The following is an 18,351-nucleotide window of genomic DNA, read 5'->3' on the forward strand; positions in this document are numbered from 1 at the left end:
TTGATACATCCGCTGGGTACCGTCCCGTCAGCCGTCGACGCGGGTGAGTGCATCGGTTCGGTACAGCTCCGCGCATTTCTGTCTGCGGATCTTGCCGCTCGTGGTGATCGGCAGCGATCCGCGGGACACCAGAACCAGATCTCCCGGCCCAATCCCGTGCGCGTTGGCGATCGCGGCTGTCACGTCGGTCTTCAGCGCCCGGAGTTTGTCGCGGTTCTCCGGGTCGTTGCCGTGTTCTTTGACCTCGATGATGACGACCAACTGCTCGGTGCCGTCCTGGTCGACCGAGATCGCCGCGACACGGCCCTTCGAAATAGCGCTGACAGTGGACTCGATGTCGTCGGGATAGTGATTGCGGCCGCGCACGATCAGCAGATCCTTGAGACGGCCGATTATGAACAGTTCACCTTCCGAGATGAAGCCCAGATCGCCGGTACGCAGCCAGCTTTCGGCCGGGGTGCCGTCCGACGGGTTTTCGATCCGGCCGCCGAAGGTATGCGCGGTCTCGTCGGTCTTGTTCCAGTAGCCGAGGCAGACGTTGTCGCCGCGTGTCCAGATCTCGCCGATCGAGCCTGCGCCGCATTCGCGCCGGGTGTCGGGATCGACGATGCGCACCGCAGGCGACTCCGGAGTGCCGTAACTGATCAACGGGGTTCCGCCGTCAGCCCGTTCAGCCTGGCCTTGAGAGAGTTTCTCGGGTTCGAACGTCACCACCGTCGGGCTCGCGCCGGGCGCGTGGGTGGCCACGTACAGCGTGGCCTCGGCCAGGCCGTACGACGGCCGGATGACGGTGTCCGACAGGTTGAACGGGGCGAATCGCTGCGCGAATCGGCGGACCGTCACCGGCTGCACCCGCTCGGCGCCGCTCATGATGGCGAGCACGTTGCCGAGATCGCCGCCGGCCATGTCCTCGTCGGTGGTCCGCGCGGCGGCCAGGTCGAACGCGAAGTTCGGGGCCGCACTCAGGCCCCACTGCCGGTTGCTGAGCAGCTGCATCCAGCGGGCCGGCCGGGTCAGGAAGGCGACCGGGCTGGTGAACACGGTTTCCCAACCGCCGAGGATCGGTGCGCAGATACCCAGCAGCAAGCCCATGTCGTGGTAGAAGGGCAGCCAGGAGACGACCGAGGTTCCCGGCGGGGCCACCTTGCCGTGGTCGGCGAAGAAGTAGGTGGTCATCTGCTCGAAGTTCGTCGCCAGGTTGAGATGCGACACCATGACGCCGGCCGGGATCCTCGTCGAACCGGAGGTGTACTGCAGGTAGGCGAGTTCCGGGCACTCCTCGCGGCGGCGTGCGACGCGGCGCCGGGTGTCGAGGTCGAGCTTGTCGATTTCGATGATGGCCGGCGCGGGGCGCCCGTCGACGCTTGTCGCGTACGGCCTGACATCGTCGACGATGGCCGACGTGGTCAATATCACCGTGGGTGTCGCGTCGGCGAGGACGGCGCTGACGCGCTCGTCGCTCACGCCGGGCATGGGCACCGACAGCGGGACCGCGATGAGATTGGCCTGCAGTGCGCCGATGAAACCGACCACATATTCCATGCCCTGTGGCGCGAGGATTACGGCACGGTCGCCGAACTCGGCGCGCTGGCGTATCTCGTCGGCCAGATTGACGGCCCGGCGATGCAGCTGCGACCACGTCAGGCTCTCGGGAACACCTTCCCAAGCGGTGTCGTAGTTCATGTAGGTGAACGCGACATCGTTGGGCTGTATGCTCGCGCGCTCCCTCAGGACGGCAGGGATTGACGACTCGATGACTATGCCCCTCTCATAGCTCTCCGATGCACGACCAAACGAGCTTAGGCGAACGGATCTGGTTGGTGTGCCCTCTGCCCGATGCCCCCCTTGGCCGGTGAGGTTCGTCTCAGGAAACGCTGTTCGGGCCACCGTCGCAAGTCGGCAAACTCAGGTACCGGCGTCTTCCGTGACGAAACCGAGTTGACCAGGCGCGGTCTTTGGAGTGGACTGGACGCCGCTAGCCTGGAGGGGCACATGCGGGCCGAAGGCCTGGGACTACTCTTCGTGCGCCCGCCACCGCGAACTCGACAACGCCGGGGCGGCCCGTGCCGAGATGCGACTCCCAGCCCTCACCGACGAAACAGCGCATCCGGGAGAACCCGTGGATAGGAGTAGAGCAGCGTGATCACCGCAACGGACCTGGAGGTCCGCGCCGGCGCGCGCACGCTGCTGTTGACCGAGGGTGCCGCGTTGCGCATTCAGCCGGGTGACCGCATCGGTCTGGTTGGCCGAAACGGCGCGGGTAAGACCACGACGATGCGCATCCTTGCCGGCGAGGGCGAACCGTACGCGGGCAGTATTTCGCGCACGGGGGAGATCGGATACCTGCCGCAGGATCCCAAAGAAGGCGATCTCGACGTGCTGGCCCGCGATCGCGTGCTGTCCGCGCGGGGCCTCGACACGTTGCTGGCCGACCTCGAGAAGCAGCAGGTGTTGATGGCCGAGGTCGCCGACGACGCGGCGAGGGACAAGGCGGTGCGTCGCTACGGTCAACTCGAAGAACGGTTCTCCGCGCTCGGCGGCTATGCGGCCGAGAGCGAGGCGGGCCGTATCTGCGCGAGCCTCGGTCTACCGGAGCGCGTGCTCACTCAGCAGTTGCGGACGCTCTCGGGCGGCCAGCGGCGCCGCATCGAACTCGCGCGCATCCTGTTCGCCGCCAGCGACACCGGCTCGGGGTCGGCCACCACGCTCCTGCTCGACGAGCCGACCAACCACCTCGACGCGGACTCGATCGGTTGGTTGCGCGATTTCCTGCACAATCACACCGGTGGTCTGGTGGTGATCAGCCACAACGTCGACCTGCTGGCCGAGGTGGTGAACCGCGTGTGGTTCCTCGACGCCGTCCGCGGTGAGGTCGACGTCTACAACATGGGCTGGCAGAAATACCTCGACGCCCGCGCGACCGACGAGCAGCGCCGCCGCCGCGAGCGCGCCAATGCCGAACGCAAGGCGTCCGCGTTGCGCGCACAGGCTGCCAAGATGGGCGCAAAGGCGACGAAAGCCGTTGCCGCGCAAAACATGTTGCGTCGCGCCGAGCGGATGATGGCTTCCCTGGACGAGGAACGGGTGGCCGACAAGGTGGCCCGGATCAAGTTTCCGACCCCGGCTCCGTGCGGCAAGACGCCGTTGGTGGCCAAAGGGTTGACCAAGAACTACGGGTCGCTCGAAGTCTTCACCGGAGTCGACCTGGCGATCGACCGTGGGTCTCGCGTTGTCGTGCTCGGGCTCAACGGTGCGGGCAAGACCACGTTGCTGCGGCTGCTGGCCGGTGCGGAGACGCCGGATGCCGGCGGACTGGAACCCGGACACGGCTGCAAAATCGGCTATTTCGCTCAGGAGCACGACACGCTCGACGACCACGCGACGGTGTGGGAGAACATCCGCCACGCGGCTCCCGACACCGGAGAGCAGGATCTGCGTGGTCTGCTCGGCGCGTTCATGTTCACCGGGCCGCAGCTGGACCAGCCTGCCGGCACCCTGTCGGGTGGCGAGAAGACCCGGCTGGCACTGGCCGGGCTCGTCGCTTCGACTGCCAATGTGTTGTTGCTGGACGAGCCAACCAACAACCTCGACCCGGCGTCGCGCGAACAGGTGCTGGACGCACTGCGCAGTTACGTCGGTGCCGTCGTGCTGGTCACGCACGACCCGGGTGCCGCCGAGGCTCTCGACCCGCAGCGCGTCGTGCTTCTCCCGGACGGCACCGAGGACTTCTGGTCCAACGACTACCGGGACCTCATCGAACTCGCCTGACGCGAAAACTCAAGACCCGTCTCATTTTCGGCCGCGTAAATCTTAAGACGTTGGACAAATCCGCCCATCGGTGTGTGACTGCTTCCTAGGGTGGGTATGCGTCGGGACATCAAGAGCGGGGAGATGTCGATGAAGGATATGAACAAGACCCGGGACGAGCTGTTGAACGAGTTGCGCCGCGCCTACGAGGGGGGCGCCAGCATCCGCTCGCTGGTTGCTAGGACCGGACGGTCCTACGGCTCGATACACAGCTTGCTACGCGAATCCGGGACGACCATGCGTAGCCGCGGTGGGCCAAACCATCGCACCAAGTCGCGAGCCTGAGCTCACTGAATCGTCGGTTGCTGCTGTCGCACCGAGGCTTCCACGAGATCCAGCACCGCGCTGAGATTCTTGGGGTCTTCGCCGGAGGCCAGCCGGGCGACCAGGCCGTCGAGCACGAGGTCGAGGTAGATGTGCAGCACTGCGCTCGGCACATCGTCGCGCAGGCGCCCGGCCTGCTTCTGCCGACGCAATCGCTCGGTGGTAGCGGCCGAGAGTTCGGCTGACCGTTCCGCCCAGCCTTGGTGAAAAGCCGGGTCGTTACGGAGCTTTCGGGCGATCTCGAGCCGGGTCGCCAGCCAGTCGTACTGCTCCGGCTCGGCGAGCAGATCGCGCATGACCTGGATCAGGCCTTCGCGCGCCGCGACGTCGGCCATGCGTTCGGCATCCTCGCGGGCCAGCTCGAAGAACAAGGTGTCCTTGTCCTTGAAGTGGTGGAAGATTGCGCCGCGCGACAGCCCGATCGTCTGCTCGAGCCGCCGCACGGTCGCACTCTCGTACCCGTATTGGGCGAAGCAGCGCCTGGCGCCGTCAAGGATCTGACGGCGCCGGGCCGCGAGATGGTCATCGGTTACCCGGGGCAACGCGTTACCTTCTGCCGGTCCGCCGGGCCTACTTCGCCTTCAGCATGTTGCGCAGCACGTACTGCAGGATGCCGCCGTTGCGGTAGTAGTCGGCCTCACCGGGGGTGTCGATACGGACGACCGCGTCGAACTCCACCTTGGCGCCGTCCTGTTTGGTCGCGGTGACCTTGACCGTCTTCGGCGTCTTGCCCTCGTTGAGTGCCTCGATACCGGTGATGTCGTAGGTCTCGGTGCCGTCCAGCTTGAGGCTCGCGGCCGATTCACCGGCCGGGAACTGCAGCGGGATGACACCCATGCCGATCAGGTTCGACCGGTGGATGCGCTCGAACGACTCGGTGATGACGGCCTTGACGCCCAGCAGCACCGTGCCCTTGGCCGCCCAGTCCCTGGAGGAACCCGATCCATACTCTTTGCCGCCCAGGACGACCAGCGGGATGCCCGCTTCCTTGTAATTGACCGAGGCGTCGTAGATGAACGATTGCGGGCCGCCGGGCTGAGTGAAATCACGGGTGTAGCCACCGGAGACGTCATCGAGCAGCTGGTTGCGCAGCCGGATGTTGGCGAATGTGCCGCGGATCATCACCTCGTGGTTGCCGCGCCGCGACCCCAGCGAGTTGTAATCCTTGCGCTCCACACCGTTGGCGTCGAGGTACTGCGCGGCCGGGGTGCCCGGCTTGATCGAACCGGCCGGGCTGATGTGGTCGGTGGTCACCGAATCGCCAAGCAGCGCAAGCACTCTGGCGCCCTTGATGTCGGTGACGGGCTCCGGATCGGCGGGCATGCCGTCGAAGTACGGGGCCTTGCGGACGTAGGTCGACGACTCGTCCCACTCGAAGGTGTTGCCCTCCGGCGTGGACAGCGAACGCCAGCGGTCGTCGCCCTTGAACACGTCGGCGTACGAGTCGGTGAACATCTCGCGGTTGATCGAGGATGCGATGGTCTCCTCGATCTCGGCGGCGGAGGGCCAAATGTCCTTGAGGAAGACGTCGTTGCCGTCTTGGTCCTGGCCGAGCGGGTCGGTCTCGAAGTCGAAGTCCATGGTGCCCGCGATGCCGTAGGCGATGACCAACGGCGGAGAAGCCAGATAGTTCATCTTGACGTCGGGGGAGATGCGGCCCTCGAAGTTGCGGTTACCCGAGAGCACCGCGGTGACCGACAGGTCGTTGTCGTTGATGGCCTTGGAGATCTCGTCCGGCAGCGGGCCGGTGTTGCCGATGCACGTGGTGCAGCCGTAGCCGCCCAGGTAGTAGCCCAGCTTCTCCAGGTACGGCCAGAGGTTGGCCTTGTTGTAGTAGTCGGTGACGACCTGCGAGCCGGGCGCCATGTTGGTCTTGACCCACGGCTTGGTGCTCAGTCCCTTCTCGACGGCCTTCTTGGCGAGCAGCGCCGCGCCGAGCATGACCGACGGGTTGGAGGTGTTGGTGCACGACGTGATACCCGCGACGACGACAGCCCCGTGATCGAGCACGAACTCACCGCGCTCCTCGGAGCGCACGGTGATCGGCTTCGACGGCCGGCCCTCGGAACCGTTCGCCGCGGACGGACGCACGTCCACCGCGCCGTCGTCGGCGAACGACAGCTTGGCGGGGTCGGAGGCCGGGAACGATTCCTCGACCGCCTCATCGAGTTGGGTGTGGGGCGTCGGGAGGTTCTCCTCGACGTAGTTGTGGATGTCCTTGCGGAACGCGTTCTTGGCATCCGACAGCTCGATGCGGTCCTGCGGGCGCTTCGGGCCCGAGATCGACGGCACCACCGTCGACAGGTCCAGCTCCAGGTACTCGGAGAAGACCGGCTCCTTGTCCGGGTTGTGCCACATGCCCTGCGTCTTGGCGTAGGCCTCGACGAGCGCGAGCTGCTGCTCACTGCGGCCGGTCAGGCGCAGGTAGTTGATGGTCTCGTCGTCGATCGGGAAAATCGCTGCGGTGGAACCGAATTCGGGGCTCATGTTGCCCAGCGTGGCGCGGTTGGCCAGCGGCACCTCGGCCACGCCCCTGCCGTAGAACTCGACGAACTTGCCGACCACGCCGTGCTTTCGCAGCATGTCGGTGACGGTGAGGACGACGTCGGTGGCGGTGACACCGGGCTTGATCTCACCGGTCAGCTTGAAGCCGACGACGCGGGGGATGAGCATCGAGACGGGCTGGCCCAGCATGGCGGCCTCGGCCTCGATACCGCCGACGCCCCAGCCCAGCACGCCGAGCCCGTTCTCCATGGTGGTGTGGCTGTCGGTGCCCACACAGGTGTCCGGGTAAGCCTTGCCGTCGCGGACCATGACGACGCGGGCCAGGTACTCGATGTTGACCTGGTGCACGATGCCGGTGCCCGGGGGGACGACCTTGAAGTCGTCGAACGCGCCCTGGCCCCAGCGCAGGAACTGGTAGCGCTCGGAGTTGCGCTCGTATTCGAGTTCGACGTTGCGCTCGAAGGCGCCGGCGTTGCCGAAGACGTCGAGGATCACGGAGTGGTCGATGACCATCTCGGCGGGGGAAAGCGGGTTGACCTTGTTCGGGTCGCCGCCGAGGGCGGCCACGGCCTCGCGCATGGTGGCCAGGTCGACGATGCAGGGCACACCGGTGAAGTCCTGCATCAGCACGCGGGCCGGGGTGAACTGGATCTCGACGCTCGGCTCGGCCGAGGGATCCCAGTTGGCGATGGCCTCGATGTGTTCCTTGGTGATGTTCGCGCCGTCTTCGGTGCGCAGCAGATTCTCCGCGAGCACCTTGAGGCTGTAGGGGAGCTTCTCGGTACCGGGCACTGCGTCCAGGCGATAGATTTCGTAGCTCTGGTCCCCGACCTTCAGGGTGTCCCGGGCACCAAACGAGTTAAGGGACGAACTTTCCGTATTTTCGCTGCTCACATCAACTCCCGGCTCAAATCTCGCCGCGACGGGCTGTGTCTGCGGCGTTCCGATGTTAACAGTACGCTTGTCCTGCAATGGGCTCCACGCCGGGGTCCAGTCTTCCTTCCTCGCTGTGTGCCTGCCACCCGGTTCGAGTGAACTCCTGATTGTCACGCCAGAGTGACGCTCGGCCCCGACGGCCACTCTGGCGTGACAACCGGCCGCTGGCGTCCACGCCAGCGTGACGCTCGGCGCCGACGGTCACGCTGGCGTGACAACCGGCGCACGGGACGATGACGATGGCGTCGCGATGGACGGTGTCGATTCTCTGCGGGGCGACGGCACAGGTACCTTGCCTGTGTGACTGGACCGCACGTCATCCCGTTCCTCCCGGCATTCATCCCGGTCGAGGTGTGCGAAACCGTCGGCATCGATCCGGGTCAGCCCGACGGCGTGGCCCAGTGCATGGCGGCGGTGCAGGCCGATGTGCGCGACGACGGCGTCAGTGCGCCCGCCGCTGACGTCGATGCGCTGCGGCAGGTGGTCAGCGATGCGCGCCAGCAGGGCATCGACCTCAAGATCGTGGTGCTGCCGAGGAATCCCGGCATCGATACGCCGCTGCGTGATATCGCGACCGAGGTCGGGCAGGCCAATCCCGGATCGACCGTGTTGGCGTTGAGTCCGTCATTCGCCGGTACCTACAGCCCGACTCTCGATCGGGTGACTTTGGAGGCCGGTCAGGATGTCGCAAAGACGGGCAACCCGGTCCTTTCCTCGCAGAATTTCGTCGGCGAGATTACGACGCCGGATTTCCCATGGACGGCGTTGACGATCGTGCTGGTCCTCGGGGTCGCCGCGGGTGCCGTCGCCACCCGCATGCTGCAGGTTCGCAGCAAACGGCTGGCTACGGCAGGGCCGTCGGATGCGCGCCCGGACAGGCCGGAAGAGGCCATCGAACATTAGTTCGGAATTGTCCGAATATCTCTAATTGGTCACACTCTCCGCAATTACATTATTGTAATTTGTGACTAAAGTTTCTTTAGCTTCACATGTGACGTACGGTGCAATCGGTACCAATTGTTGTAGTTGTGCTTCATGTGACTTCTGCGCATAGGCGCCGAGCAAATCTGCCGGTAGGCCGACGTTGAGCCATAGGAGACTTGAGTCGAATGAGACGCACCGTGCGCGCGTGGCGGACGCGAGGAGCAGATTGGGGCACGCGGACGCGAGGAGCAGATCGAACCTCTCCGTCCCGTCTGTATGGCCGGATCTTCGCGGTGCCGCTGACGCTCGGCATGCTGCTGGCGACAGCGCTGTCCGGCGGCGGCCCAGCGGTCGCCGACCCCGGTAATCCAGACCTCGCGACCTTGGTCGCCGCCGTCGCCAACGCGGATCAGAAGTTGCAGGAACTCGGTGCGGCGATCCAGGCGCAACAGGAGACCGTCAACAAGGCGATCCTCGATGTGCAGACCGCACGCGACGGCGCCGCGACCGCGCAACGCGAGGTGGAGGCGAGCCAACAGGGCATCGCCGACGCGAATGCGGCGATCGACGCCGCCCAGAAGCGGTTCGACACGTTCGCGGCGGCGACCTATGTCAACGGACCGTCGAGTTCGTACCTGACGGCGGCCGACCCCGCCGACATGGTCAGCACCGCTGCCACCGGACAGACCTTGGCGGCGAGTGCCGATCACGTGATCGCAGATCTGCAGCGGGCGCGTACCGAGCAGGTGAACCGCGAATCGACGGCCCGGCTGGCGAAGCAGAAAGCCGACCAGGCGACGATCGATGCGCAAACCAGCCAGGACTCCGCGGTGTCGGCGCTCAAGCAGGCGCAGCAGACGTTCAGCACGCAGCAGACCGAATTGCAGCGGTTGACCGCCGAACGGGCCGCCGCCCAAAGCCAACTCGACCAGGTGCGTAAGGTCTCGGCACCATCCGGTGCGCCGGCGCGGACACCCCAGCCGGCACCGCAAGCCGCGGCAGGCGACTGGGATCGGGCGCCGGGGGCGCCGGTCCAGGCCGGCCAGAACTGGGACACCGCATGGGATCCCACGCTTCCCGCGATCCCCAGCGCGTTCGTGAGCGGTGACCCGGTCGCGATAATCAATGCCATACTCGGCATTTCGCAGACCTCGGCTCAGGTCACTGCGAACATGGGGCGGACGTTCCTGCAGAAGCTGGGCATCCTGCCGACCCCGACCGGCTACACCAACGGCGCGATCCCGCGGGTCTACGGGCGCCAGGCCATGGAGTACGTGATCCGGCGCGGGATGTCGCAGATGGGTGTGCCGTACTCGTGGGGCGGCGGCAACGCGGCCGGCCCGAGCCGCGGAATCGATTCGGGTGCAGGCACGGTCGGCTTCGACTGCTCGGGGCTGATGCTGTACATGTTCGCCGGCGTCGGCATCAAGCTCGACCACTACTCGGGGTCGCAGTACAACGCCGGACGTAAGGTCCCGTCTTCTCAGATGCGCCGCGGCGACATGATCTTCTACGGACCCAACGCCAGTCAGCACGTCGCGATGTATCTCGGCAACGGGCAGATGCTCGAGGCGCCCTACACCGGATCGCACGTCAAGATCTCGCCCGTACGCACCAGCGGCATGACGCCGTTCGTGACCCGGCTAATCGAATACTGATGGGATTACTTTGCGCTCCTTCGTCTTACGTTGCCTGACCGTCGTCGCGGCGCTCGCCGTCGCGGCCATCGGACTGGTGACCCCGGCCGGCGCCGCGCCCGACGACGGTCAGTGGGACCCCACGCTGCCCAAACTGATCAGTGCCGGGGCGCCGGGCGACCCACTGGCGATCGCCAACGCTTCATTGCAAGCGACCGCGCAGGCCACCGAGGTCACCATGGGGTTGGGCCGTAAATTCCTTGCCAGCCTCGGACTGGTCAACGATGCGCCGACCAGCGTGGCCGCCGGGAGTGTTCGGGGACCGCAGGCCATCGAGTACGTGATCCGGCGCGGCGGCACGCAGATGGGTGTGCCGTATTCGTGGGGCGGCGGCAAGCCCAGCGGCCCGAGCCGTGGCATCGACTCCGGAGCCAACACGGTCGGCTTTGACTGCTCGGGCTTCACGCAGTTCTCGTATGCGGGTGTCGGCGTGCTGATCCCGAAGTACTCCGGTGATCAGTACGACACCGGCCGCAAAGTCCCGGTGGCGCAGGCCAAGCGCGGCGACCTGTTGTTCTGGGGGCCGGGCGGCAGCCAGCACGTGGCGATGTACCTCGGCGGAGGCCGGATGATCGAAGCGTCCGGCAGCGCGGGCAAAGTGACGGTGAGCCCGGTGCGCACATCGGGTTTGCAGCCGTACGCGGCCCGCATCATCGAATCCTGAGGGGAAGCTGAGCACTTCCGGCCAGCGTCGACGGATTCCGAGGTGCCTGGAATAGTTGACTGCGGGCACCTGATTGCCCGGCTAAGTAGAACCGGCAAGACCAGCGTTTTGCAGATCAAGACCGTGGGAGGAAGTTGATGACGTCACCGAGTGGACCGCCGCAGGGCGCCGGAGGGTATCCCGGCTCGGGCCCCGCGCCGGGCTATCCGCCCGGGCCGACCGGCTCCCATGCCGCGCAGGCCGCCCCGCAGGCAGCCACCAACGGTGGTCTGCAGGCCGAGGTGCACACCCTCGAACGCGCGATCTTCGAGGTCAAGCGCATCATCGTCGGCCAGGACCAGCTGGTTGAGCGCATGCTCGTCGGTTTGCTCGCAAAGGGGCACGTCCTCCTCGAAGGCGTCCCTGGGGTCGCCAAGACCCTCGCGGTCGAGACGTTCGCCAAGGTGGTCGGCGGGACATTCGCCCGTATCCAGTTCACCCCCGACCTGGTGCCCACCGACATCATCGGTACGCGCATCTACCGGCAGGGCAAGGAAGACTTCGACATCGAGCTCGGCCCGGTGGTGGTCAACTTCCTGCTCGCCGACGAGATCAACCGCGCCCCGGCCAAGGTGCAGTCGGCGTTGCTGGAGGTCATGGCCGAGCGCAAGATCTCGATCGGCGGCAAGACCTTCCCGCTGCCGAGCCCCTTCCTGGTCATGGCCACCCAGAACCCCATCGAGCAGGAAGGCGTGTACGCGCTTCCGGAAGCCCAGCGCGACCGCTTCCTGTTCAAGCTCAACGTCGACTATCCGTCGCCGGAGGAAGAGCGCGAGATCATCTACCGGATGGGCGTCAAGCCGCCAGAGCCCAAGCAGATCCTCGCGACCGGCGATCTGCTGCGGCTGCAGGACATCGCGGCCAACACGTTCGTGCACCACGCGTTGGTGGACTACGTGGTGCGCATCGTGACCGCGACGCGCGAGCCCGAGAAGTTCGGCATGCCCGACGCCAAGGCGTGGATCGCCTACGGCGCCTCACCGCGCGCCTCGCTCGGCATCATCTCGGCAGCGCGTGCGCTCGCCTTGGTGCGCGGGCGTGACTACGTCATCCCGCAGGACGTCGTCGAGGTCATCCCGGATGTGCTGCGCCACCGCCTTGTGCTGACCTACGACGCGCTGGCCGATGAGATCTCCGCGGAAACCGTTGTCAACCGCATCCTGCAGACGGTGGCCCTGCCGCAGGTGAATGCCCTTCCGCAGCAAGGTCATTCGGTTCCGCCCGCCGTTCCCGCCGCAGCTGCCGCGGCCAGCGGTCGGTGACCAGTTCCCGACGCGCCGTCGACCTGCCGTCGCTCAAGCGCGGGGAGATCCGTGACCCCGCGCTGACGGCGGCGCTGCGCAAGCTCGAGCTGACGGTGCGCCGCAAGCTCGACGGCGTGCTGCACGGTGATCACCTCGGCTTGATCCCCGGTCCGGGGTCGGAGCCGGGGGAGTCGCGGATCTACCAGCCCGGTGACGACGTGCGCCGGATGGACTGGTCGGTGACAGCACGCACCACCCAGCCGCACGTGCGGCAGATGATCGCCGACCGCGAGCTGGAGACCTGGCTCGTCGTCGATGTCTCGGCCAGCCTGGACTTCGGCACTACCGGATGTGAGAAGCGTGATCTGGCGGTGGCCGCCGCCGCGGCCATCGCGTTTCTCAACAGCGGTGGTGGCAACCGGATCGGCGCGATCATCGCCAACGGTGACACGATGCGCCGGGTTCCGGCGTTGAGCGGCCGGGTGCACGAGCAGGAACTGTTGCGCGCGATCGCCACCACGCCTAAGGCGCCGACCGGTGTCCGCGGTGACCTGGCGGCCGCGATCGACGCGCTGCGCCGGCCCGAGCGCCGTCGCGGTATGGCGGTCATCATCAGCGATTTCCTGGGTCCCATCAACTGGATGCGACCGCTGCGGGCCATCGCGGGCCGGCACGAGGTGCTCGGTATCGAGGTGCTGGACCCGCGTGACGTCGAGCTACCCGACGTCGGCGACGTCATCTTGCAGGACACCGAAACCGGGGTCACTCGCGAGTTCACGATCGACGCGCAACTGCGCAGCGATTTCGAACAGGCGGCCGCCGCGCACCGCGAAGAGGTGGCCCGCACCCTGCGGCGCTGCGACGCCCCATTGCTGACCCTGCGCACCGACCGGGACTGGATCGCCGATGTGGTCCGGTTCGTCGCCAACCGGAGGCGCGGTGCCCTGGCCGGTCATTAGGCCGACCCGTCCGGTGTCGAGGACACGAAACTGAAATGGCAAGTAGCACATGACTTTACCGTTACTCGGTCCGATGAGCCTATCGGGCTTCGCGCACGCATGGTGGTTCTTGTTCCTCATCGTGGTCGCGGGTCTGGTGGCGCTCTACATCGCGGTGCAGCGCGCGCGTAAGCAGCGCATCCTGCGGTTCGCCAACATGGAGCTGTTGGAGAGCGTTGCACCCAAGCAACCGACTCGCTGGCGCCATGTGCCCGCGATCCTGCTGGTCTCGTCGCTGGTCCTGTTCACGATCGCGATGGCCGGGCCCACCAATGACGTCCGGATCCCGCGCAACCGCGCGGTGGTGATGCTCGTGATCGACGTGTCGCAGTCGATGCGCGCAACCGATGTTTCGCCGAGCCGCCTCGTCGCCGCACAGGAGGCCGCCAAACAGTTCGCCGATCAGCTGACCCCGGGCATCAACCTCGGGCTCATCGCCTATGCGGGCACCGCCACCGTGCTGGTGCAGCCCACGACGAACCGCGAGGCCACCAAGAACGGACTCGACAAACTGCAGCTGGCCGACCGCACGGCCACCGGCGAGGGCATCTTCACGGCGTTGCAGGCGATCGCCACGGTCGGTGCGGTGATCGGTGGCGGCGACGAACCGCCGCCGGCCCGGATCGTGCTCATGTCGGACGGTAAGGAGACCGTGCCGTCCAACCCCGACAACCCGAAGGGCGCGTTCACCGCCGCGCGGACCGCCCACGACCAGGGTGTGCCGATCTCGACCGTGTCGTTCGGAACCCCGTACGGCTACGTCGAGATCAACGATCAGCGCCAACCGGTGCCGGTCGACGACGACATGCTCAAGAAGATCGCGCAGCTGTCCGGTGGCGACGCCTTCACCGCGTCGAGCCTCGAACAGCTCAAGGCGGTGTTCACCTCACTGCAGCAGCAGATCGGCTACGAGACCATCAAGGGTGACGCGAGTGTCGGATGGCTGCGTTTGGGCGCACTGGTGCTGGCGTTGGCCGGCGTCGCGGCGCTGCTGATCAATCGTCGGTTGCCCGGATAGGTGGCGGCCGATCGAGTGTGCGCAGGTGGTGGGTCTCCGGCGTAGATCCCGCCGCCACGGCACACTCGACGCCGTAACCGCACGGTCGAGCTACGCCGAGCGCCCCCCGGTGTCGATTTCGGGGAACCGCAGGCCGCACGTTAAGTTGACGGTGATGACTGCGGACGCGAGGAGCAGAGAAATTACTGTGACCGACAATCCAGCCGAGACCGCGGGTGAGTCCGCTGCGGGCCGCCCTGCCTTCGTATCCCGTTCCGTGCTGGTCACCGGTGGAAATCGGGGTATCGGCCTGGCGATCGCGCAGCGGCTGGCCGCCGACGGCCACAGGGTGGCCGTGACACACCGCGGATCCGGAGCGCCCGACGGGCTGTTCGGCGTCGTGTGTGACGTCACCGACAGCGAGGCCGTCGATCGCGCGTTCAAAGAGGTCGAGGAGCACCAGGGTCCGGTCGAGGTGTTGGTGTCCAACGCAGGCATCTCCAAGGACGCTTTTCTCATGCGGATGACCGAGGACCGGTTCACCGATGTCATCGACGCCAACTTGACCGGGGCGTTCCGGGTGGCGCAGCGCGCGTCGCGCAGCATGCAGCGCAAGCGCTTCGGCCGCATCATCTTCATCGGTTCGGTGTCGGGTATGTGGGGCATCGGCAACCAGGCCAACTACGCGGCCGCGAAGGCCGGCCTGATCGGCATGGCCCGGTCGATCTCGCGCGAACTGTCCAAGGCCGGTGTCACCGCGAACGTCGTGGCCCCTGGCTACATCGACACCGAGATGACCCGCGCGCTCGACGAGCGGATCCAGCAGGGCGCCCTCGAGTTCATCCCGGCGAAGCGGGTGGGCACTGCCGAGGAGGTCGCCGGGGCGGTCAGCTTCCTGGCTTCGGAGGACGCGAGCTACATCGCCGGCGCGGTCATCCCGGTCGACGGCGGCATGGGCATGGGCCACTAAGAGAGAAAAGGACTTTCAAATGGCAGGCTTTCTAGAAGGCAAGCGCATCCTCGTCACGGGGATCATCACCGATTCGTCGATCGCGTTCCACATCGCCAAGGTCGCGCAGGAGGCCGGCGCGGAACTGGTGCTTACCGGCTTCGACCGCATGAAGCTCATTCAGCGCATCGCCGACCGGCTGCCGGAGAAGGCGCCGCTGCTGGAGCTCGACGTGCAGAACGAGGAGCACCTGGCGACGCTGGCCGACCGCATCACCGAGGTGATCGGCGAGGGCAACAAGATCGACGGCGTCGTGCATTCGATCGGGTTCATGCCGCAGACCGGTATGGGCGTCAACCCGTTCTTCGACGCGCCGTACGAGGACGTCGCCAAGGGCATCCACATCTCGGCGTACTCATACGCATCGCTGGCCAAGGCCGTGTTGCCGATCATGAACCCGGGTGGCGGCATCGTCGGTATGGACTTCGATCCGACTCGCGCGATGCCGGCCTACAACTGGATGACGGTGGCCAAGAGCGCCCTGGAGTCGGTCAACCGGTTCGTCGCGCGGGAGGCGGGCAAGGTCGGTGTTCGGTCGAATCTCGTTGCCGCCGGGCCGATCCGGACGCTCGCGATGAGCGCGATCGTCGGTGGGGCGCTCGGTGACGAAGCCGGGGCGCAGATGCAGCTGCTCGAAGAGGGCTGGGATCAGCGTGCCCCGCTGGGCTGGAACATGAAGGATCCGACGCCGGTCGCCAAGACGGTGTGCGCCCTGCTGTCGGATTGGCTGCCCGCCACGACCGGCACGGTCATCTACGCCGACGGCGGCGCCAGCACCCAGCTGCTCTAGGGCCACCGGGTATGGAACGCCTCACCTTCGACGCCGTTCTGCTGTTGTCCTTCGGTGGCCCGGAGGGTCCCGAGCAGGTGATGCCGTTTCTCGAGAACGTCACGCGGGGCCGGGGTATCCCGACGGAACGACTCGCCGAAGTCGCTGAACACTATCTGCACTTCGGTGGGGTTTCGCCGATCAACGGCATCAACCGTGCGCTCATCGAACAGCTGCGGGTCCAGTTGCCGGGTGTGCCGGTCTATTTCGGCAACCGGAACTGGGACCCGTATGTCGAGGACACGGTTGCGGCCATGCGCGACAACGGAATTCGACGAGCAGCCGTATTTACCACGTCGGCATGGGGCGGTTACTCGAGCTGCAGGCAGTACGTCGAGGACATCGCGCGGGCCAGGGCCGCAGTCGGTGCGGGCGCCCCCGAACTGGTCAAGCTGCGGCAGTACTTCGACCACCCCCTGCTGGTGGAGATGTTCGCCGACGCGATCGGTGCTGCCGCCCACTCGCTGCCCGCCGAACTGCGGGACGAGGCGCGGTTGGTGTTCACCGCGCACTCCATCCCGATCGCGGCGGATGAGCGCCACGGCCCACGGCTGTACAGCCGGCAGGTGGGTTATGCCACCCGGTTGGTGGCGGCCGCCGCGGGCTTCGACGACTACGACCAGGTGTGGCAGTCGCGGTCGGGACCGCCGAGCATCCCGTGGCTGGAGCCCGATGTCGGCGATCACCTGACCGCGTTGAGTGAGCGGGGGACCAGGGCGGTCATCGTCTGCCCGATCGGTTTTGTCGCCGACCACATCGAGGTGGTGTGGGATCTCGATTACGAACTGCGGTTGCAGGCCGAAGCGGCGGGCATCGCCTTCGTGCGGGCCGCCACCCCGAATGCCGATCCGCGGTTCGCCCGGCTCGCGGTGAGCTTGATCGACGAACTCCGCAACGGCTCGGAGCCGCAGCGAGTGGTCGACCCAAACCCGGTGCCGGGCTACGGATTCTGTGTGAACGGGGCCCCGTGTGCGCCGCAGTGCTGCGGTGGGCCTGCCTAGGCCGGTCGCGCCCTAGTCGCTCCAGGCCGACCGCAGTATCGCGTTGAGTGCGGCCAGGCGTGCCGAGCGGACAACCAGTGCGAGCGGTCGCAGTGCGTCGCCTGCGATCTGCACTTCCGACGAGCTCTGCAGTCCGATCGGCATCAGCCCCGAGCTCACCGCGATGATCGCGTCGACGTGTGCCGCGGTCTCCAGCACCCGGACCGCTCGCGTGGGTGCGTGGTCGGGAATCCGGTGCAGGCGGTTGGCCTCCAGGATCTGTTCGACCATCCCGCGCGGGTCGTCGACGTCGATTCCCACGCCGGCGCGGAGTGCACCGAGGGTTTCGGCGGCCGATCGGACGGCCGCACGCAGTTCGTACTCGGCTTCGCCGAGGTCGAAGTACTCGGCCACGGGCATGGTCGGAACGGAGTACACCGTCCAGGACAGCGCGCGGGGTTCCGGTTCGAATGCCGACGCCATCTCGACGTCGTCGAGTTCGTAGTACTCGAATTCCGGGACCAGCCCGACGCTGTCGAGTTCGTCGTGCGTGACCATCACGGCTTCCCCGACCGCAAGCGCATCGCGCTGGAACTGGGTGCCCGCGGGCAGACCGCGCACGTCGCCGGGCACCGGCTGGGCGACCGTGATCGCGGGCTTCGACGTGCTGCCCGCGACAGCGGTGCGCAGTGTCTGCAGAAGCGACACCGACCCGGAGTCCTCCAGATCGGGCCAGGGCAAGCCGGTCCTGGCGGCCGCGCCCGAATCGTAGGCCGTCACAGAATGCGTTGGCGCCCACTGCGATAGCGCATCCAGAACATCGTCAGGCGCGGCGGCACCGGCGAGCCAGGCATTGACCCACATCGACAGCGTTGCACTTGGACACCACATGATGCTCGCAGTGTAATTGTCGGCCGCCGATCAGGCCGGATTCGCTAGGGTAGGCGCATGCCCGTTCCGCTGATCTGGCTCATCCTGGCGCTGGCGCTCGCCGGGGCTGAAGCGCTGACCGGCGACATGTTCTTGCTGATGCTCGCGGGCGGCGCACTGGCGGCAACCGGTTCGAGTTGGCTGCTGGATTGGCCGATCTGGGCGGACGGTCTGGTGTTCCTCGTGGTCTCGGTTTTGCTGCTCGTGCTGGTTCGGCCCGCGTTGCGGCGGCGATTCGAGGCAGGCAAGGGCCTTCCCGAGCCGGTGAAGGCCCTTGAGGGCAAGTCCGCGCTGGTGCTCGACCGGGTTGCGCAGCACGAGGGTCAGGTGAAGCTCGACGGTGAGGTCTGGACGGCCCGGCCACTCAACGACAACGATGTGTACGAACCGGGTGACCATGTGACGGTGGTCCGGATCGACGGTGCCACCGCGGTTGTCTTCAAGACGCTTTGACCTCAGGAGGGAATC

At 66.5% G+C, this 18,351-nt stretch carries 15 protein-coding genes and 2 pseudogenes; 13 read left to right on the forward strand and 4 right to left on the reverse strand.

The window, feature by feature from the left end; all coding sequences use genetic code 11:
- Positions 1–27 precede the first annotated feature (27 nt).
- A complete protein-coding gene (locus ACRCUN_RS09820; RefSeq protein ID WP_462141693.1) occupies positions 28–1,761 on the reverse strand; it encodes an AMP-binding protein in 1,734 nt (577 codons plus the stop codon).
- A gap of 153 nt (positions 1,762–1,914) precedes the next feature.
- On the opposite strand from ACRCUN_RS09820, the pseudogene ACRCUN_RS09825 reads away from it, so the two are divergent.
- The 3 genes and pseudogenes from ACRCUN_RS09825 to ACRCUN_RS09835 all read left to right on the forward strand — a co-directional run.
- A pseudogene (locus tag ACRCUN_RS09825) lies at positions 1,915–2,143 on the forward strand (hypothetical protein); the annotation flags it as partial.
- Positions 2,140–3,768 carry an ABC-F family ATP-binding cassette domain-containing protein gene (locus ACRCUN_RS09830; protein ID WP_462141442.1) on the forward strand — a complete coding sequence of 543 codons (1,629 nt, stop codon included), beginning with the start codon at positions 2,140–2,142 and terminating at the stop codon, positions 3,766–3,768. The pseudogene ACRCUN_RS09825 and the gene ACRCUN_RS09830, both read left to right, overlap by 4 nt.
- A gap of 129 nt (positions 3,769–3,897) precedes the next feature.
- On the forward strand, positions 3,898–4,092 hold the full coding sequence (locus ACRCUN_RS09835; RefSeq protein WP_462141443.1) for a helix-turn-helix domain-containing protein: 195 nt from the start codon (positions 3,898–3,900) through the stop codon (positions 4,090–4,092).
- Positions 4,093–4,094: 2 nt separating this feature from the next.
- On the opposite strand, the gene ACRCUN_RS09840 is transcribed toward ACRCUN_RS09835, so the two are convergent.
- Together ACRCUN_RS09840 and ACRCUN_RS09845 are read right to left on the reverse strand one after the other, a co-directional pair.
- On the reverse strand, positions 4,095–4,673 hold the full coding sequence (locus tag ACRCUN_RS09840; protein ID WP_462141444.1) for a TetR/AcrR family transcriptional regulator: 579 nt from the start codon (positions 4,671–4,673) through the stop codon (positions 4,095–4,097).
- Between the two features lie 28 nt (positions 4,674–4,701).
- Positions 4,702–7,530: an aconitate hydratase gene (locus ACRCUN_RS09845; RefSeq protein ID WP_462141445.1), complete on the reverse strand. Its 2,829-nt coding sequence runs from the start codon at positions 7,528–7,530 to the stop codon at positions 4,702–4,704.
- Between the two features lie 342 nt (positions 7,531–7,872).
- On the opposite strand from ACRCUN_RS09845, the gene ACRCUN_RS09850 reads away from it, so the two are divergent.
- The 9 genes and pseudogenes from ACRCUN_RS09850 (at position 7,873) to ACRCUN_RS09890 (ending at position 17,021) form a co-directional block, all read left to right on the forward strand.
- A complete protein-coding gene (locus ACRCUN_RS09850) occupies positions 7,873–8,475 on the forward strand; it encodes an Rv1476 family membrane protein (protein WP_462141446.1) in 603 nt (200 codons plus the stop codon).
- Positions 8,476–8,681: 206 nt separating this feature from the next.
- Complete coding sequence (gene ripA / locus ACRCUN_RS09855) at positions 8,682–10,154, forward strand: NlpC/P60 family peptidoglycan endopeptidase RipA (protein WP_462141447.1); 1,473 nt, start codon at positions 8,682–8,684, stop codon at positions 10,152–10,154.
- Between the two features lie 10 nt (positions 10,155–10,164).
- A complete protein-coding gene (ripB, locus tag ACRCUN_RS09860; RefSeq protein ID WP_462141448.1) occupies positions 10,165–10,857 on the forward strand; it encodes an NlpC/P60 family peptidoglycan endopeptidase RipB in 693 nt (230 codons plus the stop codon).
- Between the two features lie 137 nt (positions 10,858–10,994).
- Positions 10,995–12,158 (forward strand): chaperone MoxR1, encoded by a 1,164-nt coding sequence (gene moxR1, locus ACRCUN_RS09865; protein WP_067845335.1) that lies wholly within the window; start codon positions 10,995–10,997, stop codon positions 12,156–12,158.
- The gene (locus ACRCUN_RS09870; RefSeq protein WP_067845336.1) at positions 12,155–13,099 is read left to right on the forward strand and encodes a DUF58 domain-containing protein; all 945 of its coding nucleotides are present in this window, start codon (positions 12,155–12,157) and stop codon (positions 13,097–13,099) included. The genes moxR1 and ACRCUN_RS09870 overlap by 4 nt, the downstream gene beginning before the upstream one ends.
- 49 nt (positions 13,100–13,148) lie before the next feature.
- Positions 13,149–14,156, forward strand: a complete 1,008-nt coding sequence (locus ACRCUN_RS09875) for a VWA domain-containing protein (protein ID WP_067845337.1) — start codon at positions 13,149–13,151, stop codon at positions 14,154–14,156.
- A gap of 154 nt (positions 14,157–14,310) precedes the next feature.
- A complete protein-coding gene (gene fabG1 / locus ACRCUN_RS09880; protein WP_462141449.1) occupies positions 14,311–15,105 on the forward strand; it encodes a 3-oxoacyl-ACP reductase FabG1 in 795 nt (264 codons plus the stop codon).
- Positions 15,106–15,124: 19 nt separating this feature from the next.
- Positions 15,125–15,934 (forward strand): NADH-dependent enoyl-ACP reductase InhA, encoded by an 810-nt coding sequence (inhA, locus tag ACRCUN_RS09885; RefSeq protein WP_085145631.1) that lies wholly within the window; start codon positions 15,125–15,127, stop codon positions 15,932–15,934.
- An 11-nt stretch (positions 15,935–15,945) separates the two neighbouring features.
- Positions 15,946–17,021, forward strand: a pseudogene (locus ACRCUN_RS09890) (ferrochelatase).
- Here ACRCUN_RS09890 and ACRCUN_RS09895 read toward each other — a convergent pair.
- A complete protein-coding gene (locus ACRCUN_RS09895; protein WP_462141450.1) occupies positions 16,987–17,844 on the reverse strand; it encodes an Rv1486c family protein in 858 nt (285 codons plus the stop codon). The pseudogene ACRCUN_RS09890 and the gene ACRCUN_RS09895 sit on opposite strands and share 35 nt — an antisense overlap.
- A gap of 57 nt (positions 17,845–17,901) precedes the next feature.
- Between ACRCUN_RS09895 and ACRCUN_RS09900 the strand changes: the two genes are divergently transcribed.
- A complete protein-coding gene (locus tag ACRCUN_RS09900) occupies positions 17,902–18,336 on the forward strand; it encodes an NfeD family protein (RefSeq protein WP_462141451.1) in 435 nt (144 codons plus the stop codon).
- The last annotated feature ends 15 nt before the right edge of the window (positions 18,337–18,351 follow it).

The organism is Mycobacterium venezuelense, from assembly GCF_054919535.1.